At 70.3% G+C, this 25,434-nt stretch carries 21 protein-coding genes; 8 read left to right on the top strand and 13 right to left on the bottom strand.

Annotated elements, in window-relative coordinates:
• The first annotated feature begins 142 nt into the window (after positions 1-142).
• Positions 143-946, top strand: a complete 804-nt coding sequence (locus T333_RS08845) for a VOC family protein (protein WP_496424176.1) — start codon at positions 143-145, stop codon at positions 944-946.
• Positions 947-958: 12 nt separating this feature from the next.
• On the opposite strand, the gene T333_RS08850 is transcribed toward T333_RS08845, so the two are convergent.
• Positions 959-1,801, bottom strand: a complete 843-nt coding sequence (locus T333_RS08850; RefSeq protein ID WP_354999221.1) for a DoxX family protein — start codon at positions 1,799-1,801, stop codon at positions 959-961.
• Positions 1,802-1,943: 142 nt separating this feature from the next.
• On the opposite strand from T333_RS08850, the gene T333_RS08855 reads away from it, so the two are divergent.
• Positions 1,944-3,047: a PQQ-dependent sugar dehydrogenase gene (locus T333_RS08855; protein WP_496424177.1), complete on the top strand. Its 1,104-nt coding sequence runs from the start codon at positions 1,944-1,946 to the stop codon at positions 3,045-3,047.
• A 184-nt stretch (positions 3,048-3,231) separates the two neighbouring features.
• Here the strand turns inward: T333_RS08855 and gatB are convergent, their stop codons facing one another.
• The 9 genes from gatB to T333_RS08900 all read right to left on the bottom strand — a co-directional run bounded on the left by gatB (position 3,232) and on the right by T333_RS08900 (position 13,240).
• Complete coding sequence (gene gatB / locus T333_RS08860) at positions 3,232-4,737, bottom strand: Asp-tRNA(Asn)/Glu-tRNA(Gln) amidotransferase subunit GatB (RefSeq protein WP_354999219.1); 1,506 nt, start codon at positions 4,735-4,737, stop codon at positions 3,232-3,234.
• 65 nt (positions 4,738-4,802) lie between these two features.
• Positions 4,803-6,182, bottom strand: a complete 1,380-nt coding sequence (locus T333_RS08865) for an alpha/beta hydrolase family protein (RefSeq protein ID WP_496424178.1) — start codon at positions 6,180-6,182, stop codon at positions 4,803-4,805.
• Between the two features lie 171 nt (positions 6,183-6,353).
• A complete protein-coding gene (locus tag T333_RS08870; RefSeq protein ID WP_496424179.1) occupies positions 6,354-6,761 on the bottom strand; it encodes a type II toxin-antitoxin system VapC family toxin in 408 nt (135 codons plus the stop codon).
• Complete coding sequence (locus tag T333_RS08875; protein WP_496424180.1) at positions 6,751-7,008, bottom strand: type II toxin-antitoxin system Phd/YefM family antitoxin; 258 nt, start codon at positions 7,006-7,008, stop codon at positions 6,751-6,753. Before T333_RS08875 ends, T333_RS08870 begins: the two co-directional genes overlap by 11 nt.
• 52 nt (positions 7,009-7,060) lie before the next feature.
• The gene (locus T333_RS08880; RefSeq protein WP_067781831.1) at positions 7,061-8,095 is read right to left on the bottom strand and encodes an ATP-dependent 6-phosphofructokinase; all 1,035 of its coding nucleotides are present in this window, start codon (positions 8,093-8,095) and stop codon (positions 7,061-7,063) included.
• A gap of 93 nt (positions 8,096-8,188) precedes the next feature.
• On the bottom strand, positions 8,189-9,076 hold the full coding sequence (locus tag T333_RS08885) for a serine hydrolase (protein ID WP_496424181.1): 888 nt from the start codon (positions 9,074-9,076) through the stop codon (positions 8,189-8,191).
• Positions 9,066-11,096 (bottom strand): serine/threonine-protein kinase, encoded by a 2,031-nt coding sequence (locus T333_RS08890; protein ID WP_496424182.1) that lies wholly within the window; start codon positions 11,094-11,096, stop codon positions 9,066-9,068. The genes T333_RS08885 and T333_RS08890 overlap by 11 nt, the downstream gene beginning before the upstream one ends.
• A 51-nt stretch (positions 11,097-11,147) precedes the next feature.
• Positions 11,148-11,837 carry a response regulator gene (locus T333_RS08895; RefSeq protein ID WP_354999214.1) on the bottom strand — a complete coding sequence of 230 codons (690 nt, stop codon included), beginning with the start codon at positions 11,835-11,837 and terminating at the stop codon, positions 11,148-11,150.
• Entirely contained in the window at positions 11,834-13,240 is a 1,407-nt protein-coding gene (locus T333_RS08900) for a sensor histidine kinase (RefSeq protein ID WP_496424183.1), read from the bottom strand. The genes T333_RS08895 and T333_RS08900 overlap by 4 nt, the downstream gene beginning before the upstream one ends.
• A gap of 191 nt (positions 13,241-13,431) precedes the next feature.
• Between T333_RS08900 and T333_RS08905 the strand changes: the two genes are divergently transcribed.
• The 3 genes from T333_RS08905 to T333_RS08915 are packed head-to-tail and all read left to right on the top strand — an operon-like array spanning position 13,432 to position 17,025.
• Positions 13,432-13,752 (top strand): hypothetical protein, encoded by a 321-nt coding sequence (locus tag T333_RS08905; RefSeq protein WP_496424184.1) that lies wholly within the window; start codon positions 13,432-13,434, stop codon positions 13,750-13,752.
• A 34-nt stretch (positions 13,753-13,786) separates the two neighbouring features.
• Positions 13,787-14,536: an ABC transporter ATP-binding protein gene (locus tag T333_RS08910; RefSeq protein ID WP_354999211.1), complete on the top strand. Its 750-nt coding sequence runs from the start codon at positions 13,787-13,789 to the stop codon at positions 14,534-14,536.
• Positions 14,533-17,025: an ABC transporter permease gene (locus T333_RS08915; protein WP_496424185.1), complete on the top strand. Its 2,493-nt coding sequence runs from the start codon at positions 14,533-14,535 to the stop codon at positions 17,023-17,025. Before T333_RS08910 ends, T333_RS08915 begins: the two co-directional genes overlap by 4 nt.
• Positions 17,026-17,042: 17 nt before the next feature.
• On the opposite strand, the gene T333_RS08920 is transcribed toward T333_RS08915, so the two are convergent.
• Positions 17,043-19,838, bottom strand: a complete 2,796-nt coding sequence (locus T333_RS08920; protein WP_496424186.1) for a serine/threonine-protein kinase — start codon at positions 19,836-19,838, stop codon at positions 17,043-17,045.
• Positions 19,839-20,085: 247 nt separating this feature from the next.
• Here T333_RS08920 and T333_RS08925 point away from each other — a divergent pair, with 247 nt between their 5' ends.
• On the top strand, positions 20,086-20,982 hold the full coding sequence (locus T333_RS08925; RefSeq protein WP_354999208.1) for a serine hydrolase: 897 nt from the start codon (positions 20,086-20,088) through the stop codon (positions 20,980-20,982).
• On the opposite strand, the gene T333_RS08930 is transcribed toward T333_RS08925, so the two are convergent.
• Together T333_RS08930 and T333_RS08935 are read right to left on the bottom strand one after the other, a co-directional pair.
• Positions 20,983-21,648, bottom strand: a complete 666-nt coding sequence (locus tag T333_RS08930; protein WP_354999207.1) for a response regulator — start codon at positions 21,646-21,648, stop codon at positions 20,983-20,985. It lies immediately after the preceding gene.
• Between the two features lie 84 nt (positions 21,649-21,732).
• Entirely contained in the window at positions 21,733-22,953 is a 1,221-nt protein-coding gene (locus tag T333_RS08935) for a sensor histidine kinase (protein WP_496424187.1), read from the bottom strand.
• Between the two features lie 169 nt (positions 22,954-23,122).
• On the opposite strand from T333_RS08935, the gene T333_RS08940 reads away from it, so the two are divergent.
• Positions 23,123-23,992: a hypothetical protein gene (locus T333_RS08940; protein WP_496424188.1), complete on the top strand. Its 870-nt coding sequence runs from the start codon at positions 23,123-23,125 to the stop codon at positions 23,990-23,992.
• Positions 23,989-25,401: an alpha/beta-hydrolase family protein gene (locus T333_RS08945; RefSeq protein WP_496424189.1), complete on the top strand. Its 1,413-nt coding sequence runs from the start codon at positions 23,989-23,991 to the stop codon at positions 25,399-25,401. Before T333_RS08940 ends, T333_RS08945 begins: the two co-directional genes overlap by 4 nt.
• Positions 25,402-25,434: the final 33 nt, after the last annotated feature.

Consider the following 25,434-nt stretch of genomic DNA (forward strand, 5'->3'; position numbering starts at 1 on the left):
CGCGGACCAGTGGAATGATCGAATGGTTCGTCGGTGCGTTCGAAACAGCACCCATATCAGGGCTTGATCGTCGACGGCGACGCTGACATCGCGGATAGCCGAATTTGCTGCGTTGGAATGCGTCTGGGCTCGACGATGAGGCTTGTGCGGTCCACTGAACAGCGGCGAGGAGAGATCCGATGACCGAAGTGACGAAAATTCCGCCAACGGCACGCCGACCTGGCTTGATCTCGGGATCCCTGATCATCACCGAGCGATGGAGTTCTACGGCGCGGTATTCGGCTGGCAGTTTCTGGAAGGGCCGCCGGAAACCGGCAACTACACCATGTGTCTGGTACGCGGGAAGCCGGTGGCGGCTCTGATGAAGAATCCCGATGCCGACGCGACGGAGTTCTGGTGGAATCTGTACTTCGCCACCGATGACTGCGACCGCACGGTCGAGCGGATCACCGACGCCGGTGGCCACATCCCCTTGCCGCCGATGGATGTGATGGACCAGGGCAGGATGGCCATCGGTATCGATCCCGCGGGTGGCCAGTTCGGGTTGTGGCAGGGCCGCGCCCACATCGGTGCGGAGATCGTGAACGAGCCCGGCACACTGGCCTGGCCCGAACTGGTCACCGCCCAACCGAGCGCGGCCCGCGACTTCTACGCCGCGGTATTCGAATTCACCCTGGAGAACACACCCGGCGACCTCGACTACACGGTTCTGCGTCGACCCGATGACCGGCCGATCGGCGGCATCCACGGAGAGCCGTCGGCCACCAAGTCCGAGTGGCTGACTTACTTCGAGGTCGAGGATGTCGACGCAACCGTCGCGCGCGCCACTGCGGCAGGCGCAACAGTGGTCCGGCCCGCCCATGACACCCCGTACGGGTATCTCGCCGGTCTGGACGACCCCTTCGGCGCAAGCTTCCGGATTATCCGATCGGCACAGCCTGGCTGAGAGCTCGGTCGATCAGTCGAAGGGGCCGATGCCGGTGAAGGGGTTGCCGCCGTGCAGATACCAGTAGGTGCCCGCGGCGGCGGCGATGGCGGCCAGCAGGGCGGCAAAGGAGCCCCAGGCGGGGCGGGTGGACCAGCCGCGGTTGCGGTCGAGGGACCAGCGGCCGGGGCCGGTGAGGATGACGGCGGCGGCGGTGCCCGCGAGGATGGTCTCGAGTTCGACGCCCGAGGGGACCGAGCCCTTGTACTGGAAGCCGGGGATCATGCCCTGCTTCCACGCCCACGCGGTGAGGATCACGGCGAGCACCGCGCCCGCGGCGAGCGGGGTGGCGAGGCCGAGGATCAGCAAGACGCCACCGCCGAGCTCGCCCGCGACGAGGAGGACGGTGGCGATGCTCGGGTGGTCCCAGCCGCCGTCGGCCATCATGTCGCGGGTGCCGTCCAGGCCAGGGCCGTGGAACCAGCCGGTGAGCTTCTGCAAGCCGTGATAGATGAAGGTGCCGCCGACCACCAGCCGCAGCAGGAACAGGCCGAAATACAGAGTGCCGCGCCGATTCTCGGCGGTGCGGCGCCGCGCGGCCTTGCTCGGCTCGTTCGGCGGGTTGGCGGCGGGCGGGATGCTGGCGTAGGAGTACGCGGGCTCGCCCGCCTTGGTCTGCTCGACGCTGGGCACGTCGGGATCGAGGCCGAGCTCGTCGTCGGTGCGCGGCACGTCGGCGGGACGCGGCTTGGACATGTCGACTACAGGGAACTGCTGGGTCGGCGAATCGAACGGGCTGGTCACCGGTTGGCGGGCGGTGGTGAGCTGCTCGCCCGTGATCGGGCCGGTGGGAAGCTGATTCGGCTTGTCGGTCACGGTCGCGCCTCGCCGATACGTCGCTCGTTCATGGGTCTACACCCTATGTCGCGCCGCGCGACGACGGGAGTCGAAGCCCGACGGCGTGTCAACACGCCCCCGGGAGCGGCGCGGGCGAGGGTATTTCCGTAACGTCTGGGGCATGAGGTTGGTTGTCGTGGGACGTCTCGCCATGAGTGTGGCGCTCGGGTCCGCTCTGCTGGCCGGGTGCGCCAGGTTCGACGATTCCGCGTCGAGCCCGTTCACCCCCGAGCCGACGTTCGAACCCGCGGATCCCAAGTCCCCGAAGCAGGCGCCGCCGTCGACGACCCGCCCGAGCGGGCCGTGCATCGACCCCGATCCGGCCGTGGTCGCGACCTGCCTGGACACCACCGGGGGCATGGTCGGCGTGGCCGAGGGCGCGCTGGTCGCCGAGCGCCGCACCGGGCGCATCCTGAAAGTGGTCGACCCGGATCAGCCGCCGATCGAGATCGCGCGCCTGGACGTGGACGGCTCGGCCGACGGCGGACTCAGCGACATCGCGCTCTCCCCCACCTACCGCGAGGACGGCCTGCTCTACGCGTACATCACCACGGCAAGCGACAACCGGGTCGTCCGGATCGCCGAAGGCGGCCCGCCCAAGGACATCCTCACCGGAATCCCCAAGGGCGCCAGCGGAAATCACGGCGCGATCGAATGGGCGAGCCCCGATCAGCTGCTGGTGCTGACCGGCGACGCGGGCAACCCCGGCCTGGCCTCGACCCCCTCCTCGCTGGCCGGGAAACTGCTGCGAGTGAACTCGCCCGCGCCGGGCGGTGCGGCGGCGCCGGAGGTCGCGGCCTCGGGCATCGGCGTCGCGGGCGATCTGTGCCGCGACGGCAAGGACAACGTCTGGTTCACCGACCGCACCCCCGTCGAGGACCGGCTGCAACGGCTGGGTGCGGACGGCGCGGTCAGCGTCGCGTGGACCTGGCCGGACCGGCCGGGCGTCGCGGGTTGCGCGGCGGCCGCCGACGGTGTGGCGGTCTCGCTGACCTACGCCAAGGCGCTCGCCATCGCCGCCGCCGACGAGAACACCCACGCCGTGACCACGGCCCCCAGCCTGCTCGCCCAGGACCGCTACGGCCAGCTCGGCGGCGCGACGGTGGGACCCGACGGCAATATCTGGGTCGGCACCGTCAACAAGACCGACGGCCAGCCCGGCCCCAACGACGACCGCGTCGTCCGCATCCCGCCGCAGAGCGCCAGCGGCACCGGACCGGACTAACCGGCATACGGCGCGGCCGCGAGCACGAACGCGGGCCGGCCACGCCACGGTGCTCGAAACGGCTCGCCCCACCACCTGCCCGTGAGCACGAACGTGGCCCGACCACGCCACGGTGCTCGAAACGGCCCCCGCAAACGACCGCGCCGCCCGCTACCGATGGTGGCGGGCGGCGCGCTGCGTTCGATCAGGAGCAGGCGGCGAGAACGAGCTCGCGGACGCGCGCGGCGTCGGCCTGCCCCCGGGTCGCCTTCATGACATCGCCGACGATCTTGCCCGCGGCCTGCACCTTGCCGGAGCGAATCTTCTCGGCGATGTCGGGGTTGGCGGCGAGCGCCTTCTCGACCTCGGTCTGCAGGGCGCTGTCGTCGCTGACCATGCCGAGCCCCTTGGCCTCGACGATGGCGGCGGGCTCGCCTTCGCCCGCGAGGACGAAGTCGACAACCTGCTTGGCGACCTTGCTGTTGACGGTCTTGGCCTCGACCAGCTTGGTCACCTCGGCCACCTGCGCGGGAGTGATCGGCAGGTCTTCGAGGCCGACCTCGCGCTCCTTGGCCTTCTCGGTGAGGTAGTTGACCCACCAGGAGCGCGCCTCGTTCGGCGGCGCGCCCGCCTCGACCGTGGCGATGATGGCGTCCAGCGCGCCCGCGTTCACCACGTCGCGCATGACCTCGTCCGACCAGCCCCAGTCGGCCTGGATCCGCGCCCGGCGCAGCCACGGGTACTCGGGGATGGTGGCACGAAGGCTCTCGACCCACTCCGCGTCCGGCGCGATGGGCTCGAGGTCCGGCTCCGGGAAGTAGCGGTAGTCCTCGGCGGTCTCCTTGCGGCGGCCCGGCGAGGTGGTGCCGTCGGCCTCGTGGAAGTGCCTGGTCTCCTGCACGATGCTGCCGCCGTCGGCGAGCACGGCGGCCTGGCGGCGCATCTCGAAGCGCACCGCGACCTCGACGCTCTTGAGCGAGTTGACGTTCTTGGTCTCGGTGCGGGTGCCGAATTCGGTGGCGCCGATGGGCATCAGCGAGACGTTGGCGTCGCAGCGCAGCGAGCCCTGCTCCATCTTGACGTCCGAGACGTCGAGGGACTTGAGCAGATCACGCAGCGCGGTCACGTACGCGCGGGCCACCTCGGGCGCGCGCTCCCCCGCGCCGGTGATCGGCTTGGTGACGATCTCGATGAGCGGCACGCCCGCGCGGTTGTAGTCGAGCAACGAGTGGCTCGCGCCGTGGATACGGCCGGTGGCGCCGCCAACGTGCACCGACTTGCCGGTGTCCTCTTCCATGTGGGCGCGCTCGATGTCCACCCGGAAGGTGCTGCCGTCGTCGAGCACCACATCGAGGTGGCCGTCGGTGGCGATCGGCTCGTCGTACTGGCTGATCTGGTAGTTCTTCGGCTGGTCGGGGTAGAAGTAGTTCTTCCGCGCGAACCGGCCCCACGGGGTGATCGAGCAGTTCAGCGCCAGGCCGATACGGATCGCCGACTCCACCGCCTGCTGGTTCACCACCGGCAGCGATCCGGGCAGCCCGAGGCACACCGGGCACACCTGGGTGTTGGGCTGCGCGCCGAATTCGGTGGCGCAGCCGCAGAACATCTTTGTCGCCGTGGACAGCTCGACGTGGACCTCCATGCCGAGCACCGGCTCGTACCGGGCGATGACGTCGCTGTAGTCCATCAGCTCGACGGTGGTTGTGCTCATGCCGATCAGTTTAGGGAAGAGGTCGGTGGACACCGCGCCGACCTCCGCGGTTCGGTTCCGGCGAATTACTTCGGCGGGAACCGCTGGGTCAGCCAGTTCGTCACGTAGGTGAGGACCTGCGGATCGATGGTCGTCTCGATGGCGGTGTACTCGCTGGGCAGGCCGGTCTGGGTTGGCTGCATCAGGTGGTTGAGCCCCGGGAAGACGTGCACGGTGGCGTCCGGGCCGGCGGCCAGCAAGGTGCGCGCGGGCGGCTCGTTCTGGGCGACGAGGACCTGAAGATCCTTCTCCCCGAAGAAGGCGAGCACCGGAATCCGCAGCGCGGAGAGCGAGGGCGCGGGATCGTGGGCGATCAGCGCGGCGAAGTACGGGGTGATGTCGGCGCCGACCTGGTCGTCCGGCACCCGCTCGCCCTCGGGCAGTGCGGCGTTGTTGCGCTTGGCCAAGTCCTTGGCCCCGGCCAGATCACCGGCCTTCAGCAGCGCCACCATCTCGGTGGTGTCGCGCACCTGCTTGTCGATCTGCTCGGGCGGCACGCCGTTGGCGGCCAGGATCGCCCTGGTCTGTTCGATGAGCACATCGCCGCCGGGCACCGTCGGCCCCGCCATCAGGATCGCGAAGGCGACGCCGCTGTCGGGCCGTGCGGCGACCATCGGCGCCAGGTAGCCGCCCTCGCTGTGGCCGAGCAGGCCGACGCGCGCCGGGTCGATGTCGGGGCGGCCACGCAGGTAGTTCACGCCCGCGGCGACGTCGTTGGCCAGGTCGGTGTAGTTCGACTCCGCCAGATTGCCGCCGGTGCCGCCGACGCCGCGGTCGTCGGTGCGCAGCACCGCGTAGCCCGCGCGGGTGAGGGTGTCGGCGAGCAGCAGGAAGGGCTTGTGGCCCATCAGTTCTTCGTTCCGGTCCTGCGGTCCGCTGCCGGTGACCAGCAGCACCGCCGGAAACGGTCCGGCCCCTTCGGGTTTCGTGAGAGTGCCCGCGACGGTGATGTCGCCGCTGGCGTAACTCACGTCCTCGGAGCTGTAGGGGAACGGCGGTTTCGGTTCCTGCGGCCGGTCGAGCTGGGCGACGGCGCCGCGTTCGAGCGTCAACGGGTACGACTGACCGAACTGGGTGAAATCGCCGGTGATCCGGTCGGGGCCCGCGTCATAGCTGCCCTTGAACACGGGGTCGCCGGGGACGTCCGGAATGGCGAAGGCGACGCCGCTCCGATCGGACTTCACGTCCTTCAGCGGTTCGTCCCGCACGCCTTGCAGCGGGATGTCGATGGTCGCGGTGCCGTCACCCGCGAAAGTCACCCCGATCTCCAGCGGCTGGCCGGGGATCTGGATCGCGCCGTGCCAGTCACCGGTGGTGGGTTCCGGCGGGTTGGATTCCTCCGTACAGCTCGCCACCAGCGCGGCGACCACGAACAGGACCACGGCGAGCACTCGACCGGTACGCATGCAGCGACAGTACCCACGACACCGCCGAATAGGGATCAACCGCGAGTCGCACGCACCGTACGCCGCGGGAATGATCTGGGCTCCAGGAAATCCCAGAAGGCGATCACTCCCCGCGCGCGTACCGCACCGCGGCCGCCGCCAGACCAGAGCTATGCGACGCACCGGCCAGCATCACACCGCGACGACGGTCAGCACCTGCTCCAACCCATAGAAGTCTTTCGGGTTGCGGGTATAGAGGCGTAGTCCGTGTACCGAGGCGACAGCTGCGATCATCAGATCGAATTTGCGTGGCTTTGGGCTGCGCCCTCCGGCGGTGATCAAGCCGGCCATCAAAGTGAACCGCCGAGCGGCCTCAGCGGTGAATGGCAGTGCCTCCAAGCTGTTTTCGACCTCTTGGAGGCGCTCGGTCCGCAGCAACCGGGTGACGGCATCCGATGCCGCCGCGATTCCGAGTCCGAGTTCGGCGAGCGTTACGGTGCTGACCTTCGGCACGGCTGGCAGCTGATCCTCCGGCAGTGCGTCGAAGTCGATCAGCACACAGGTGTCGAGCAGGCCCGAATCCTGGCGCTCAGTCGTCATCGAGCCTGTCCTCGCCGAATACCGCGTCGACTTGTTCGCGCTCCTCAGCGCTGGAGCCCGCGCGGGCGAAGCGAGCAAGCCGCCGCTTCAGCTCAGCGGTCGTCACCCCGCGCACCGATGCCAACGGCCGCAACTCACCCACAGGTCGACCGTTGCGGGTAATGATGAAGTCTTGGCCCGCCTCCAACGCATCCATGACTCCCGCGCTTCCGTTGCGCAGTTCAGCCTGACTGATGGTCCTGGTCACCATGCCACTATAGCGGACGATGCTATCGGCCGCTATACGTCTGCCAACCAGCTCAGCCGAAGAACGCCTCGGCTTCCCGGTAGCGGTCGGCAGGCACCCGCTTGAGCTGTTTGGTCGCCTCAGCGAGCGGAACGAGGCCGATCGTGGTGCCGTGCAGGGCGACCATTTGACCGAACTGACCAGCGTGCACCGCTTCGGCGGCGTGCAGACCGAATCGGGTGGCAAGCACACGGTCGTAGGGGGTCGGGCTGCCGCCGCGCTGGACGTGGCCGAGCACGGTGGTGCGCACCTCCTTGCCGATGCGACGTTCGATCTCGGCGCCGAGCTGCTGGGCGACGCCGGTGAACCGCTCGTGCCCGAATTCGTCGATACCGCCCTCGCGCAACGCGAAACCGGAGTCCGGCGCCGGATGCGATCCCTCGGCCACCACGCAGATGAAGTGCTTGTCCCCGCGCTGGAAACGGCGCTTGATCATGGCGCAGACCTCGTCCACGTCGAACGGGACCTCGGGCACCAAGGTCAGGTGCGCGCCCGCGGCCATGCCGGAGTTGATCGCGATCCAGCCCGCGTGCCTGCCCATCACCTCGACCAGCATCACGCGCTGGTGCGATTCGGCGGTGGTGTGCAGGCGGTCGATCGCCTCGGTGGCGATGCTCAGCGCGGTGTCGTGGCCGAACGTGACGTCGGTGCAGTCGATGTCGTTGTCGATGGTCTTGGGCACGCCGACCACGGGGACGCCCTCGTCGGCCAGCCAGCTGGCGGCGGTGAGAGTGCCCTCGCCGCCGATGGGGATGAGTGCTTCGATGCCGTTGTCGTCGAGCGTCTGTTTGATCTGGCCGAGCCCGGCGCGCAGCGTGTCGGGATTGGTGCGTGCGGTGCCGAGCATGGTGCCGCCCTTGGTGAGCAGCCGGTCGGTGCGGTCGTCGTTGAGGATGTTGATCTTGCGGTCTTCCAATAGGCCGCGCCAGCCGTCCTGGAAGCCCACGATCGCGTCCCCGTACCGTCCGTTCGCGGTGCGAACGACGGCGCGGATGACCGCGTTCAGTCCTGGACAGTCCCCGCCTCCGGTCAAGACTCCGATGCGCATGGCCGCTATCTTGCCCCGCTCGGCGAGGCCTGGCAGCCCCGCCCCCGTGAACCCTGGGTTACGTCCCGCTCAGCGCCGCATTCGCCGCTCGGGTCAGGACCGGCACTTGCCCCCGGTCAGTTCGTCGAGGTGTTCGGAGACGAGCGTGGCCATCTTGTCGAGCACACTCATGCCGTCCGAGAACGCGCCCGAATCGGGCTGGGCGGCAAAGGCGATCGCTACTTTTCCGGTCGGGACGTCGATGATGCCGAACTGACGTACCAGGTAGTCGCCGGAGGCGTCCGGTCCCCAGCCGCCCTTGAACTCCGCGCTGCGGAAGGCGCCGAGGCCCCAGCGGTGGTTCGGGACGATCTCGGCCATCAGTTCCAGCACCGTCTCCGACTCCGGCAGGCACGGCAGCCGCGAGGCGAACCGCGCCTGCTCGGCCAGCGACCATTCCGCCTGGCCGAACGCCGAGTGCTCGGCGCGGCTGCGCGTCGCGGGCACCGCGGTCTTGCTGTCGCCGCCCTCGCGCAGCACCGCCTCGATGGCCTTGGCCGCCTCCTGCGGGCTGCCGAGCCCCTGCCAGAGCGTGTCGGCGGCGGCGTTGTCGGAGGAGGTGATCGCGGCCGTCATCGAGTAGGTCGAGACGGACGGATTGCGGCGCTGCGCGGCGATGACCAGCGGCACCTTCATGGTCGACCAGGCGGGCCCGGTGGTCCAATCGCCGAAGGTCAGCATTCGGTCGCTGCCGCCCACCGGCATGATCGCCATGCCGAAACTGCCGCGCACACCGGCACGCAACTCCTGGAAACCGGCCGCCAGCGTGCCGGGCAGCGTGAATTCCAGATTCATCTGATCGCTGCGCGATGCCGCCTCGGTGATGGTCGTCGCCTCGGCGGCGTCGCCACTGGGATCGGCGCCGCACGAAGTCAGCAACGCCAGAGCGAGCGTGCAGGTACCCAGCGCCTTACCGAGGCGCCCGATTCGATCAGTAAACATAAACCACCGCGTTCTCACCGCCGGTACAGACCACGAGCTGGCCTTCGGCTGCGCAATTCATCGTGTAGGTCCGGCCGGTGACCGGGCTCGTGGCCACCACCGACCGGGATCCGCCCGCGCTTCCCGCCGCGGAGTAGGCCCTCCGCACTTCCTCGGCGAACGGGCAACTGGTGACCGCGTTGCCGATCGCGGCCCTGGCGAAGGCTCCGGACGGTTGCGCGGCGCCGCAGGGCGTCGCACCGTCGGGTAGCCGGACCGGGGTCGCGGACGTCGAGGTCGGGGCGGTCTTGGGGGCAGCGGGGGTCGCGGCCGCGCTGGGCGCGCGCGCCGAGGTCAAGGACACGCCGGTCCTGCCTTCGGCGGCGTTGTCGATGCCGGAATCGCGCGAGCCGATCGCCTGCCAGGCGACCGCGCCCGAGACCGTCACCACCACGATCACCAGCACCGCGAACAGCAAAGGCAGCACGACCGACCGGCGCGGCTCCCGCGGCGCGTAGGGATCGGCCCCGCCGTAGCGCCCGTCATAGGCGTCGGCGCCGTACCCGTGCGGCGGATACGGTTCGCCCTGCGCGACGTGGTCGGCGTAGGTCGGCTGCGGGAGCGGTTGCGCACCGTGCCGCGGCTGGGGCGGCGGGGCGAACGGCGATTCGGGGTAGCGCTGGGTTTCCGGCGCGGCTTGCTGCGCTTCGGGCGTCGGCGGGAAGGGGTATCGCCGGGTTTCGGGTGCCGATTGCTCCGGCACCGGATAGTGCTGGGTCTCCGGCGCGGGTTGCCGCTCCTCCGGCGCCGGGTAGCGCTGGGTCTCCGGCGCGGTGTACTGCGGCGCCGGAGACGGCTGCTCCGCGTATTGCGGCTGGTTGAACTGGGTTTCGGCGTACTGGCTCGCGCCGTACTGCGGTTCGGCGTACCGCTGGGATTCCGGGTAGAGATGCGCGTCGGGAAACGGGCGCACCTGCGGCAGCGGTCCGGTCGCGGGCGGCGCCTGCGGCTGCTGCGGCGGGAGCGGGGTGAACTGGAAGTCGGCCGGACGGATCTCTGTCGGCGCCGTGGGGTGGATGACCGCTGGAATTGACAGCTCCCCGGTGGATTCCGGCGGAACCGCTCCGCGCACGGTCGGATCCGACTGTCCGAACCTCGCGGGATCGGGTGCGCGCACGACGAATGTGGGGGCGGTCGCCGCGGGCGACGCCGAGCCCACCACGGCGCGGGCCGCGCGGGCCAGCTCGGCGGCGGTCGCGAAACGGTCGGCGGGGTCCTTCGCCATGCCGCGCGCGATGACGTCGTCGAGGGCGGGCGCGATACCGGGACGCTCGGCGCTCGGACGCGGCGGCGGATCGGAAAGATGGGACTTGATCAGCACACTCATGCTCGCCGCCGGGAAGGGTGTTGCCCCGGTGAGGCATTCGTGCAGCACACAGGCCAGCGAGTAGATGTCGGCGCGGCCGGTCACCGGGCCGACGTCGAAACGCTCCGGCGCCATGTAGATGTAGGAGCCGACCGCCATGCCCACCTGGGTCACGGCCGAGTCGCCCTCGGTGTGGGCGATGCCGAAATCGACGAGGTAGGCGAAATCGGCGTCGGTGACCAGGATGTTGGCGGGCTTGACGTCGCGGTGCACCAGGCCGTCGGCGTGCGCGGCGTCCAACGCGGCGGCGATCTGCTCGATGAGGAAAACGGCGCGTTCCGGGCTCATCGGCCCCTGCCCGCGCAGGATGGTGCGCAGGTCGACCCCGTTGACCAGCCGCATGTCGATGAACAGGACGCCGTCGATCACGCCCCAGTCGTGGATCGGGATGACGTGCGGCTCGGCGAGCCGGGCGGCGGCCTGCGATTCCCGGCGGAAACGCACTTGGTACACCGGGTCTTTGGCGAGTTCCTCGGACAGCAGTTTGACCGCGACGACCCGGTCCTTCACCGTGTCATAGGCCTCGTAGACCTCGCCCATTCCCCCCTTGCCCAGCAGCGAGCGCAACTCGTACGGCCCGAACCGACTGCCGACCCGCCATCCAGGTCCGTCCACCCCGTGCAACCTCCACATCCCGGGCGGCGACCCACTGCTCCGGGTTGCCCGTCAAAGAGTGGATTCTCCGGGTGAGACCACCCCGTGGTCAAACGCAAAGACGATCGCGGCGGCTCGATCTCGCAGGTCCAACTTGCCGAATATGTGTCCGACATGGCTTTTCACGGTGACTTCCGAGATGCCCAGCTGCCTGGCGATTTCCGCGTTCGCGCGCCCGCGGCCGATCAATTCGAGAACTTCGTACTCGCGCGCGGTCAAATCCGCTAGTCTGCTGTCGCCGCGAGCGGATACCGGACGGACGGTTCGATAGGCCGAGAGCACCCGGCCGGTCACCGAAGGGTCCAGCCACGCTCCGCCCGCGGCCACCATCCGGACCGCGCGAATCAGATCCTCGGCGGGCGAATCCTTGAGGATGAAGCCCGCGGCTCCCGCGCGCAGCGCGCCGGACAACAGCTGGTCGTCGTCGAACGTGGTGAGCACCAGCACCGGCGGCGCGCCGTCGGTGGCGCGCAGCAGGCGGGTGGCGTCGATGCCGTCGACGCGTTTCATGCGCAGATCCATCAGCACCACATCGGGCTTGTCGGCGGCCACCGCGGCGGGCACCTCGTCACCGTCGGCGCATTCGGTCACCAGGAAACCGTCGCGGCGGCGCAGGATCCGGCGCAGGCCGCCGCGCACCAGTTCCTGATCGTCGACGACGAGGACGGCGATGGCGTCCGCGGCTGGGGCGGCGGCCGTCACGCGCCCTCCCGCATGGTGCGCCACGCCGGAGCGCCGAGGGCGGGCGGCTGCTCGCGCGGTGTCGCGCCCTCGCGCACCGCGCTCGCGGCGTCGAGGAACAGACCGGGCAGCGGACAGTGCAGCCACGCCTTGGACGCGACGAGCGGGAACTCGGCCCGCACCGACCAGCCGTCCTCGGCGGGCCCCGCGGTCAGCCGTCCGCCGAGCAGTTCGGCGCGCTGCCACATGCCGGTCAGGCCCATGCCGTGGCCGCGCTGCGCGGGCAGTCCGCCGGGCAGCGTGTTGACCACCGTCAGCGCCGCCGCGGCGTCGTCCACCGTGAGCAGGACGGTCGCCGTCGCACCTGGCGCGTGCTTGACGACGTTGGCCAGCGACTCCTGGCCGATGCGGTAGAGCGCGAGACCTACCGCCGCCGTCACCGGGGACAGGTCGTCGGTGCACCGGTAGCGCACGTCGAGTCCGGCGCGGACGAAATCGCCGACCAAATCCTCGATATCGCCGACGCTCGGTTCCGGAACCAGCTTGGAGGGTCGTTTGTCGAGTAGTCCCACGGTGCGCCGGATGTCGGCCATCGCCTGGCGGCCGAGGCGTTCGGCGTCGACCAGCGCCTCCACCGCCTCGTCCACGTCGCGATCGGTCTCCAGCGCGTGCCTGGCCGCGGTGAGGTGCAGCAGCGTGATGCTCAGCGAATGCGCGATCACGTCGTGCACTTCGCGGGCGATCCTGCGCCGTTCTTCCTCGGCCGCCTGAGCCGCGCGCATGTCCTGATAGTGCCGTTCCCGGTAGAGGAAGCGCCGTTGGTACTGGAGCATCAGCCCGCACATGAAGCCGAGCAGGATGCCCATGCCGTACATCGGCAGGCCCGAGAAACGTTCGGTGTCGGCGCTCCACATCACGTTGCCCGCGATGTCGAAGGCCACCAGCTCGGCGACCGCCCCCACCGCCACCGCGGCGCCGACCCGCACCGACGCGAGCGCCGCGACCTCGCCGACGACGATGACCAGAACGAACGGCGCGAAATCGGCGGCGACCGGTTGCACCAGGAACAGCGCCGCCGCCCCCATCCCACACAGTCCGAGAGTGCCCGGATTCGGCACCACGCCGAACAGGCAGAACGCCGGAACCGAGATGAACAGCAACAGCATGGCGAGCAGCGGCACCGCGGTCGGGAAATAGGCGTGCCGCTGCACGGTGGCGGCGACGCCGATCACGAAGGTCGCGATGTCGGCGATGACGATCACCTTCGGCGGATAGTCGAACGGCAACTCCGTCAGACTTCGCCGGAAGGTGCCGATCGGATCGCGCGCGAACTCGGCGAGCCGATCTCGCACCCGCCCGCGCTCCCGGAACGGAACCGCCTGTTCGGCGCCCGGGGGCGGAGGGATGGCCTGCGTCACATCCATCTTGTCAGGCTAGTCGGCCGACGTGCGCCGACGCATCGTGCCGGGAACGGTCGGCGCCTCCTACCACGGTAGGAGATCGATTCGCGTCCTCGGCACGACGACACCCGGACGTCCCAGCCGTAGCGTTGGCTGCAATCTCGTCGCGCGGCCCGACCGGCGGTGCGGCGGACGCTTCACGAAAGGCCGATGTCATGTCCTGGGAAGAACAACACGCTCGGACCGAAATCGTGCACACCGTGCTCGCCCGCGCCGCGGTCGATCCGGAAAGACCCGACCTGCTCTCGGGGATACCGGGGCTGGATCGGCTGTTCGGCGGCCCGGAGGGGGTGCTGCTCGCGCTGAATTACCGGTGGCGATTGCACTTGGACGTCAAAATGGAGCAGGCCCTGACGCAGGGGCAATCCGCCGTCGAGGCCTATCTCGAGCTCGCCGCGGAGCAGCCAACGCTGCGCGCGGTGCTCGATTGCCAGTATCGTCGCCGCCACCTGGCCGTCGAAGCACTGGCGCGATAGCACCTGAGAAACGAAAGCGATTGGGGGAAGCACTATGTCGGACCCGGCAATGCTGGAACTGTCGGACATCGTCAAGCAGTACCGGGTCGGCGAGCAGACCGTCCGCGCGCTGGACGGCGTCAGTTTGCGCATCGAGGGGGGCGAATTCACGTCCATCATCGGTCCGTCCGGCTCCGGCAAGAGCACGCTGCTGCATCTGCTCGGCGCGCTGGACAGTCCGGACGCGGGGTCGATCCGCTTCCAGGGCGAGGAGATCGGTGCGCTGAAGGAGGAGCAGCAGTCCGAATTCCGCCGCCACCGAGTCGGTTTCATCTTCCAGTTCTTCAACCTGCTGCCCACGCTGACCGCATGGGAGAACGTCGCGATCCCGAAGTTGCTGGACGGCACAGGATTACGCAAGGCCAAGCCGCAAGCCCTGGAACTGCTCGACCGCGTGGGACTCGGCGATCGGGCCGCGCATCGCCCGGCCGAGCTGTCCGGCGGCCAGATGCAGCGGGTGGCGGTGGCCAGGGCGTTGATCATGAATCCGCCGCTGATCCTGGCCGACGAGCCGACCGGCAACCTGGACTCCAAGACCGGCGCGTCGATCCTGGAACTGCTCGGTGACATCGCGCGCAACGGCAATTCGGTCGTGATGGTGACCCACGACATGGGCGCGGTGGAGTACTGCGACCGGGTGATCACGTTGCGCGACGGCAAGATCGGCTCCAACGACCGGGTCGAGCGCGCGGGCGCGGGGCGCGACGAGGACGCGGCGCTCGACGAGGGTTCGGTGCGCGCATGATCCGGGCCGGATGGGATCGGTTGCGGCTGTTCAACTTCGGCGAACTGCTCGCACACCGTGGCCGGACGGTCATGTCCATGACCGTGATGGCGGTGTCGGCCGCGCTGCTCGTCGCGGTGCTGAGCATCTCCGGTTCGGTCACCGGATCGGTGGATCGGCTCACCAAAGCGCTCGGCGGCAAAGCGGCACTGGAGATCACCGGCATCACCGACGCGGGTTTCGACCAGCAACTGCTCCCGCGCATCGCCGCGACGCCGGGCGTCGACCAGGCGGTGCCGATGCTGCGCGCCCAGCTCGGCTCGGGCGAGGATCGCGCGCTGCTGCTCGGTGCGGACGCGAACATCACCGCGCTCGACAGCGAACTCGCCGGACCGATGGGCGAGCACACGACCAAGCTGATCACCACGCCGCGCGGCGTCCTGGTCGGCGCCGCGATGGGCTATGCCGAAGGCGACGAGTTCCCGCTCGGTATAGGCACGGTCACCGTGGCGGGCGTACTGGACGCCGAGACCTCGGACAAGCTCAACGGCGGCCACATCGTCGCCGCGCCACTGGGTTTGGCGCAGTTTCTGACCGACCGCGTCGGCAAGCTGGACTCGGTGCAGATCATCGCCGACGACGGCGCCGACGTCGGCGAGCTGCGCGCCGCGCTGACCTCGGTGGTGGACGGACGCGCCGTCGTCGCCGATCCAGATCTGCGCACGGCGCAGGCGGGCGGGGCGATCCAGATCGTCCGCTACTCGACGCTGATGTCCTCGGCGGCGGCGCTGATCGTCTCGGCGTTCCTCATCTACAACGCGATGAGCATGGCGGTCGCCCAGCGAAGGCCGACGCTCTCACTGCTGCGCGCCATCGGCGGCAAACGCGGCCCGATGGTGCGCGACCTGCTCGCCGAGGCCGCCCTGCTCGGCCTGCTCGGCAGCGTGATCGGCGCGATCCTCGGAATCTTCATGGGCCGCACCGCGATCGACCGGCTACCAGCGGCGATGGTGCAATCGGTCGAGGCGCGCACCGAGTACATGGTGCCGGGCCACGCCATTCCGGCCGCGGTGGCGGCGTGTGTGCTGGCGAGCGTCACCGCCGCGGCGCTCGCCGCGCGGCAGGTCTACAAAGTGCAGCCGATCGAGGCGCTTGCCCCGGTCGGTGTCGGGCAGACCGACACCGTTCGGCCGGTAGTGCGTTGGGGCGCAGCGGTATTCGGCGTCGGTCTCGCCGTGGCCGCCGTCCTCGTCGCCAAGGCCGACCTCGGCAGGCTCTCGCTCGCCTCCATCTCGCTGTCGTTCACGGCGACGTTGCTCGTCTGCTTCGCGGCCACCGGACCGATCGTGCGCACCGCGGCAGCGATCGCCCGCCGCTTCGGCGCGCCCGGCGCGCTCGGCTCCACCACCCTGGAACGCGCGCCGCGCCGGGTGTGGGCGACGGCTATGACAGTGATGATCGGCGTGTCCGCGACCGTGGCGATGGGCGGCGCCTCGACGAACATGGTGGACTCGGCCACCGCCACGTTCGAAGACCTCGGCACGGCCGACGTCTACGTCAGTCCCACGGCGATGGAGCAGTTCCCGACCGGGCCGCTGCTGCCCGAGGATTTGAAGGGCATCGTCGCGAAGGTCCCCGGTGTCGAGGAGGTCAACCCGGCGCAGATGGCCTTCGCCACCCTGGGGACCGGGCGGGTCATGCTGCAGGGCTATCCGACCGCGCTGGGCGATATCCGGTCCAACGCCGTCGATCGAAGCCTGTTGCCGCGCATGACCTCCGGCGAGGGTGTGGTGATCTCCCGCGATGTGGCCCGATCGCTCGGGGTGAGCGCGGGCGCGGAGCTGACCCTGCAAACCCCGACCGGTCCGCACCGGGTGGAAGTGCTGCAGATCATCCCGTACGTCTCGGCGATCTCGGGCATCGTGATGATGGACGTGGAACACCTGCGGCAGTGGTACCAACGCCCCGGCGAGACCATCCTGTCCGTCGAGGTCGCGCCAGGCGCGGACCGGGCCGCGGTGCAGGCCGCTATCCGCGCCGCCGTGCCGGAACAGTTTCACGTCAGCTCGGGGCAGGACGCCGTCACCGCGATCTCGTCGAGCATGCGGCAGGGCTCGGTGATGAGCAGGGCGATCCTGTGGATCGTGGTGCTCGTCGCGACCATCGCGCTGCTGAACACCCTGATGCTCTCGGTGCTCGAACGCCGCCGCGAACTCGGCGTGCTGCGCGCCATGGGCACCAGCCGCAAGTTCCTGCTGCGGTCGGTGCTCGCCGAAGCGGCGGGCATCGGATTGGTCGGCGCCGCGATAGGTCTCGTGGTCGGCGCGGCGATCCAGTATCTGGCCACCGTCGCCATCGGTCACGCCATGACCATCGACATCGTCTACGAGCCGAGCCCGATGCTGTTGGTCTACGGCACCGCCGCGCTGGCGTTGGCGCTGCTCGGGTCGATTCCGCCCGCGTTGCGCGCGGCGCGGATGCCGATCGTGGAGGCGCTGGCGGTCGACTGAGCGGCCGCGACAGCGGCTCACAGCGGCGCGGTCGTCCACCAATCCGCGAGCTCGTCCTCGGCGGGCGGCACGGGAGCCTGTGCGTCGCGGGCGGGGCCGCGGTGGCTCGCGTACACGAGGTAGTTCGCGTGGGTGGTCTCGCCGGGGAAGCTCACCACGAGTTTCGCCGTGTAGTAATGCGACGGCACCGGGCCCGGCGGATCCGCGCGGATCCAAAGATGTCGGGTGAACGGCACACCCGACTTGCGACCCGGTGTCGCGGCATTGGTGGGCAGCGTGTCCACCACCGACCGCGCCGCCGCGGCGGACTGGTATTCCAGGACGGTGTAGCTCATGCCGAACGGGTTGTCGACGTCGCGACGACACTCCCAGGCGAGGATCCACGGGCTCGACGTGAGCGCTTCCTCGTCGATGTTCAAACGGTCGCCCCGCTTCTCGGCGTAGCAGGTCGCGTCCTCGTACCCCTCGCCGATGGTCCCCGGCTCCTGCGGCAGCAATGTCGGGAACGCCCGCCTGCTCGCCGTCAGCGGATCCGGCGCGGGGGCGGGGGAAGCCGCCTTCGGGAGAGCGGTCGCCGGAGCGGCGGAAGTGTCGCCTCCCGAATCCGACCGGGACGCCAGCACGACGACCAGGCCGACCGCCAGCGCCACGACCACCACCGAGCCCAGCGCCAGCGCACCGAACAGTCCGGCGAGACTGCGGCGCGGGGGTACCGGTTGGGGTCCAATGGGATTCGGGCCGTGCGGTGGATATCCGGGAGGTGGGCCGGACGGACTGTTGATCGGCCCAGACATCGGCGGCGCACCCGGCGGTGGACCGGCGAGTGGTTGCGCGGCTACCGGGTCTTGTCTTCGCGCCGCGCCGCCATTTCCGTCGGGTGTTCCGCCACCGGGCGCGGGTGCTGCCCCGTGGACGGGTTGAGCGCTCGCCGCAGCGGACGATTCGACCGCGGCCGTGCCGTCTTCCGAATCCGGTGCCGGGTTTCCGGTTGGGCCTGTCGCAGCTGGAGGCTCACCATCCCGGTCTGGTGCAGCGTGCTGAGCCGAAGATTCCTGTCCGCGTGGCGGCAGCGCTCCTTCGTCTTCGGCCGCAGCATTCTCCGCGTCTCGGTCGGTTTCCGAGAGCATCGCGACACCACTGTCACTTGCCGACGGCGACTCGTCGCCGCGTCTCGCACCAGCAGTCGAATCAGACTCTGCCGCCGCACTTTCCGGTTCGACCTGACCGGCCGGATCGGCCGAGGAGGGCTGTGCGGACATGAGCGACGGTTCGACCGGTTGCGACGCAGGGGAAGCGGGCTGAACCGAAGACGGCGGAGACGCGTTCGGCGACAGCGGTGTCGGCGCGGGTTGCGAAGAGACCGGTGCGCTCGGCGCGGGATGCACCCCCGGCGGATGCGGCATCGGCTGAGGACCGCCGGGTGGAGACATGCCCGGCGGCGGCACCGGGGCAGCTTGGGGTGGTAGCTCGGCGGGCGGGGCTGCCGACTGCGGCACATTCGATGGCGCCGGAACCGCTCCAGGCGATTGCACGGCAGTCGAGCCTTCTGGTTGCGGCACATTCGGCGATACCGGAACCGCCCCGGGCGGGGGCGCAGCGGACGGGGCTGCCGACGGCGGCACATTCGATGGCGCCGGGACCGCTTGGGGCGGGGGCGCGGCACTCGGGGCTGCTGGCTGTGGCACCGGAACCGCCCCGGGCGGGGCTACGCGCTGCGGCGCATTCGGCGGCGCGGGTACCACCTGAGGCGGTGGCGCGGCGGCCGGGAGCACGGGGTGCGGCATCGGTGGCGGAGGGGGCTGCGAAGGCGGAGATGCGGGCCGCGGTGGGGATTGCCTCGGAACCGGTTGCGGCGGAATGGGTTGCGGCGGCATCGGCCGCATCGGCGCGGGCGGCATGAGCTGCGGGTAGCCGGGTGGTGCGGGGTACGGCTGGGGCGCGTAGGTGGGCGGCGGGAGGACGGGGAGCGGCGGCGGGCCCACCGCGGTCAGCGCCTTGCGGGCGGCGTCGGCGAACTCGGTACAGGAGCGGTAGCGGTGTTCCGGGCGTTTCGCCATGCCCGCGGCGAGCACCGCGTCCAGCGCGGGGTTCAGGGTCGGTCGGCGCAGGCGGACCGAGGGCAGCGGCATCTGGAGGTGGCCGTGGATGATGTCGGCAGGGTTGGCGGAGTCGAACGGCCCGACCCCGGCGAGCAGCCAGTACAGCGCGCAGGCCAGCGAGTACTGGTCGGAACGGTTGCCCAGCGGCGCGCCGGTCATCTGTTCCGGCGAGGCGTAGGCCAGTGTGGCGGTGAACATGCCGGTCTGGGTCAGGTGGGTGGAGTCCTCGCGCAGGCGAGCGATGCCGAAGTCGGCCAGGAAGACCCGCTCGCCCTGTCCGCCGCTGGACCTGGCGAGCATGATGTTGGCGGGCTTGACATCCCGGTGCAGCACTCCCATGCCGTGCGCGTAATCCAGTGCGTCCGCGACGCCTTCGATGATCTGCACGGCCCGCTCCGGCGGCAGCGTCATCGGGTTCACCGCCGCCGCGTCGACGCCGTCGACGTACTGCATGGAGATCCACAGCTGACCGTCCTCGGAGCCGCGATCGTAGACCGCCACGATGCTCGGGTGATCCAGCTGCGCGGCCAAGTCGGCCTCGCGCTCGAAGCGGGCCCGGACCTCGTTGTCCAGGAACAGATCGCGGTTCAGCAGCTTGAGCGCGGTGAGCCGGGACAGCCGGGGATGCCGGGCCAGGTAGACCGAGCCCATACCGCCCTGCCCGAGCAGCCGTTCCACGGTGAACCCCGCGAACACCTCACCGCTAGTGAGCAAGGCGACCCCCTTCCGGTCCAGGACAGCCAGCGTAATGGAACCCGGACGGACCCCCGAGATCCACGCGGTTTCGAATTCTGCGCCGTCATCGGCAAAACTAGGTACAGCACATCATCATCGCGTCACTTCCCACGAGCGAGCACGGTGGTGGGTTCTCGGCCGGTGAATCACCCGGACGGGTTGGACGGGTAGATGGCACCGCCGAGGGTCGCGCGGCATGCGCGGGGCGGTGGGGAGGTTGACGGTGGTGAAGTCGGCTCGAATCGCTTCCGCGTGTCGTCCGGTGCTGCGCGGGACCGTCGCGGCGACGATGCTGGCCATGGTCTCGTGCGGCCTGATGCCCGAGCGGGTGGAGAAACCCGCCGCGGCGACAGTGTCAGCGCAGACGGTGGGTACCTGGAAGGCGGGGCGCACGGTGAGCCTGCCGGATTCGCTCGCGGCCGATTTCACCCAGTTGCAGCCCGGCCTGCACGGACAGGTCGGACTGGCGATCATGCCGGTCGGCGGCCGCCGGATCACCGTCTTCGGGGACTGGACCACCGGCATCGCGTGGTCCACCATCAAGGTTCCGCTGGCCATCGCCGCGCTGCGCCACGACCCGGAGGGCGCCATACACGACGCGGAAGCTGCCATCACCGTCTCCGACAACGCCGCGGCGGGCGCGCTGTGGAATTCGCTGGGCGACGGGCTGGAGGCGGCGCAGGCCGTGCAGCAAGTGCTCGACGAGGCGGGCGACGCGGTCACCGGTGTGGCGGGCCCGCGCACCCGGCTGGACTACGAGGCGTTCGGCGCGACCGAGTGGACGCTGACCGATCAGGTCCGCTTCGCCTCGCGTCTGCCGTGCCTGCCGCAGACCGAGACGGTGACCCGGCTGATGGGCGAGATCACCCCCGACCAGGGTTGGGGTCTCGGAATACTGGAGGGCGCCGAGTTCAAGGGCGGCTGGGGCCCGGACGACGAGACCGGCGTCTACACGGCGCGCCAATTCGGTCTGCTGCCGTCCCGCTCCGGTTTGGTCGCGGTCGCCCTTGCGGCACAGGCGGACTCGGGAACTTTCGCGGACGCGACCGCGCTGCTGGACAGCTTGGCCGCGCTGCTCGGCCGCCATGTCGACGAGCTGCGCGGCGGCAAGTGCCCGGCCTGATCAGCCGGGCGTGACCAGGCCGGATTCGTAGGCGAGCACGACGGCCTGCGCGCGGTCGCGCAGGTTCAGCTTCGAGAAGACCTTGGAGACATGGGTTTTCACGGTCTGCTCGGCCACGAACAGCGCCTCGGCGATCTCGGTGTTGGACATGCCCTTCGCGATCAACTCCAGCACCTCCCGCTCCCGCGGGGTGAGGGCGGCCAGCTGCGGTGCGGGTTTCACCCGCGCGGCGGCTCGGCGGCTGGTGACATCCGCGATGAGCCTGCGGGTGACGGTCGGCGCGAGCAGTGCCTGCCCCTCGGCGACCACCCGCACCGCGCGCACCAACTCCTCGGCGGGCGCGTCCTTGAGCAGGAATCCGCTGGCGCCGAGGCTGAGCGCCTCGTACACGTAGTCGTCGATGTCGAAGGTGGTCAGCATCAGCACCCGCACGGGCGGGTCGAAGCCCGCCGCGAGGATCGCGCGCGCCGCGTCCAAGCCGTTCATCTCGGGCATGCGCACGTCCATCAGCACGACGTCCGGGCGCAGCCGCTTGGCCTCGGCCACCGCGACCTTGCCGTCGGGGGCGTCGCCGACGACGCTGATGTCCGGTTGGGCGGCGAGCAGCGCGCCGAACCCCTGGCGCACCATCGCCTGGTCGTCGGCGATCAAAACCGTTATTGCCACGCGCCCACCCTAATTGCCACGCCCGCGGCCGTCCGATCGCGGAGGTACGCCGCGCGCATGGCCGGAGCGAAGGCGGAGATACGCCTACTGCACCGTCGGCGTCGCGACCGGCACCGCGGCGGGCGTCGCGAGTACCGCTCCCAACGGGAGCCGGGCCTGCACCTCGAACCCGCCGTCGTCGCTGGGACCGGCCGTCACCTCGCCGCCCGCGGCCAACGCCCTGGCCCGCATCCCCGCGATGCCGTGCCCGCCGTTGCCGACCGGCCGCGCGGGCGCCGCGCCCGGCCCGTTGACCACCCGCAGGTGCAGCTCCAACCCGCAGACGATCGCCACCCGCACCGGCGCACCGGGCGCGTGCCGTGACGCGTTCGACAGCGACTCCTGCGCGATCCGGTACAGCGCGAGCCCGGTGGTCTCGGGGACCGAGCGCAGGTCGCCCTCGATGGTCCAGTCGATCGGGACGCCCGCCCGCCGGGCGCCGTCGAACAGCGTGAGCACGTCCTCGGCCTTCGGCTGGGGCGCGTGTTCGGGCAGCTGACCGTCGCTGCGCAGGACGCCGAGCATGCCGCGGATCTCGTTGAGCGCCTCGCGAGCGGTGGCGCCGATCGATTCGAACTCGGCGCGTGCGGCCGGTGTCACGCCCTCGACGCGGTAGGGCGCGGTCTGCGCCTGCACCACGACCAGGGACATGTGGTGGGCCACGACGTCGTGCAGGTCGCGGGCGATGCGCGCCTTCTCCTCGAGAATGGCGCGACGGGCCCGTTCGAGCTCGTTCTCCTCCTCTTGGCGCACCAGTTCCCGGCGCGAGAGCACCAGCCACCGGACCAGCAGGGCGAACAGCACCACCGCCGCCAGCGCGATGGGCCAGCCCCATGCCGCGTTGGCGAACGCCTCGCCCTCACCGGGCATGGTTGTGCCGAACAGCAGCGAGGTCGCGCCCCACGCGATGGCCACGGTCTGCACGGGTGCGCGCAAGCCGACCGCGAACAGCAGCGCGATCAGCGCGATCACCTGCACTACCTGGAACGGCAGATCGTTGTTCGGCTGATGCGGGATGGCCAGCGCGATGAGCAGCGCCGAGCCCGCGGAGATGGCCCAGCCCAGCGCCGGATTGACCCGCACGAGCAGGATCGGGAACGCGGCGAACGCGGCGATGAACGGCTGCGCCCCCGGGGAAACGGCGTGCGTCACGTGCAGCGTCGGCCACGCGACCGAGTAGAGGATGAGCGCGGTGAGCACGACGGACGCGTCGAACCAGCCGCGCGCGTCCATCCGCTTCGCCAGGTCACGGGTCTTCTCCTTCATAGCTACGACCCTAGGAACCCCGGCCCGGCCCGTGCCTCATACCCACGGGTGAATTCCCACCCCGTACCCCGGGGTGAGCCGACCCGGCCGATCCCCCGGCAGCACGGCGGCGCAAACCCCACCTCGGCGGGAGGCCGGTGAGCGTGTGCCGTTCTTAGCGTCGAGGCCCATGAGGACCGAGACCATCGCCGCCACCGACCGCCACCCGACCGCACCCCTGGGGTTGCGCCGGGTCGCGGCGCTGACGGCCGCGGCGCTGACCACGATGTCGGCCACCGTCGCCATGGCCCCCGCCGCGCAGGCGGCCACCGTCGCGCCGCCCGTCGTCGAGAACGTCGCGGCCGCCACCGCGGTCGCCGTGTTGGCCGCACATGAGACCGCCTCTGCCGCAAGCATTCCCGACGATTTCGTCACCGTGCTCGGTTATCGACCGGTCCCGGTGCACGGCCTGCTGACCAATCCCGGCGGAGACTGCTCCTCCCCCGTCCCGCTGCCCGCCGAATTCGAGACCGCCTGCAAGGCCCACGATCTCGGCTACGACCTGCTGCGCTACGCGGATCGGCGCGGCGAACCGCTCGGCCCGTGGGCGCGCCAGGCCGTGGACGCGGCCCTGGACCGCCGGATGCGGGAAGCGTGCGACGCGCGCACCGAGTCGTGGGGCCGGGCCAGGTGCTACACGATGGCCGATATCGCCGACACCGTGGTCGATTTGAACTCACGCCGCCAGCACTATGGCGCTCCGGTCGTCGAGACGATGCTCGGCGCGGGCGTCACGGCGTCCGGATGGAGTGGCTGGCTGGTCGGTCTCGCCGGACTCGGCGCGCTCGGACTCGGCACGCTGCTCGCGCTCGTCCTCGGTGCGCTTCGTCGCGCGTCCGGCGATCGGTCCGCGGGTGCCGGGTCCATCTCCAGCGGCATCGCAAACGCATCGGCGACCCGAAACGCTTGCACACCAAGCACTTCGAGTCGCGATCTGACGACGCTGGCCAGTTCGGCGCCCATCCGGCACAACGCTGTCACCGCGGGAGTTTCGGCATGACCACGACGACGCAGCGACTCTCCGAAAGCCCTCGCCCCGTCCCCACGACACCGCTCCCGAAGCGCCGGAGCCGGGCAGCCATCGCCGCGCCGCGCATCGGGACGACACTGGCAGTCGGTGCGGGAACACTTCTCTCGCTCGCGCCGGGTCTGCTGCCCCGTACGCCCGGTGCGCAAGCCGTGCTCACCGCCCTGCTGATCTGCGGTGCGCTCGGGTTCGCCGGTGCGCTGCGATTCTCGCTCGGCCGCTGGGACTTCGACGTCGACCGACGCTTCGCTCGCTACCGCCTGCCGCTGCTGGGAGTGGTCGGCTTGGCCGTGACGATCACCGCTTGGCGCGCCGGGCACTGGCAGAACGATCTGCGTGCCGCCATGGGGACCCCGCCGATCGGCCCCGGCTACTGGCTGCACTGCGCGCTGGCCACCGCGCTGCTCACCGGCGTCGTCGTCGGGATCGCCAAGGCGCTCGGCTGGGCGCTGCGCACACTCGGCCTGCTCCGCGGTCTGGTGTTGGGAGTGGTCACCGCGGCGGTGGGCTACCTGGTGCTGACGCCCGCGGTGGTGGGATGGCGGCAGCAGGTGTACGCGGCGGCCAACGTCGCGATGGATCCCGCTCTGACGCAACCCGTTTCGCACACCAGATCGGGCAGCGCCGGGTCGGCGGTCAGCTGGCCTTCGTTGGGAGCTCAGGGCCGCAAGTTCGTCAGCGGAACGCCGGAGGGGCCGGTGCGGGTGTACGTCGGCGTGGATTCCGCGCCGGATCTCGATTCCCGAGTGGCACTGGCCATCCGGGAGTTGGAGCGCTCGGGCGGGCTGTACCGGTCGAATATCGTGGTCGCCTTGCCGACTGGGTCCGGCTGGATCGACGCCGACGCGGTGACCGGATTCGCCGAACGCTTCGGCGGTGACGTGGCGGTGGTCGGTCTCCAGTACTCCTACGCGCCGAGCTGGGTGACATTCGTCTTCGGCCGCGCCGACGCGGTGCGGGCCGCCCGCGCCCTCTTCGACGCCGTGGAGCAACGCCTGAGCGCCATGGCCGACCCGCCGCGGCTGTTCGTCTACGGCCAGAGCCTCGGCGCGCTCGGCGGCAGCGCGATCTTCGCCGACGACGCCGAGCAGGACCGCCGCACCTGCGCCGCGCTCTGGGCCGGTCCGCCCGCGGGCGGCGTGCACCGCGCGGGCGCGACCGTGCTGGCCAACAGCTCCGATCCGGTCGTGCACTGGTCGCCCGCCCTACTGTGGCGCGCGCCCGACCTGACCGGCGTGCGCGTGGACGCCCCCGTCCCGCGCTGGCTGCCGGTGGTGAGCTTCCTACAGACCACCGCGGACCTGCTCGCCGCATTGGACGCGCCGCCAGGCCACGGCCATCGCTACGGCACCGACCAGGGCACAGCGCTGGGCTCGTGTTGAGTCCGCCGCGCGGCGCCGGGCTCGTGTTGAGTC

Source organism: Nocardia sp. CNS-044 (assembly GCF_059570515.1).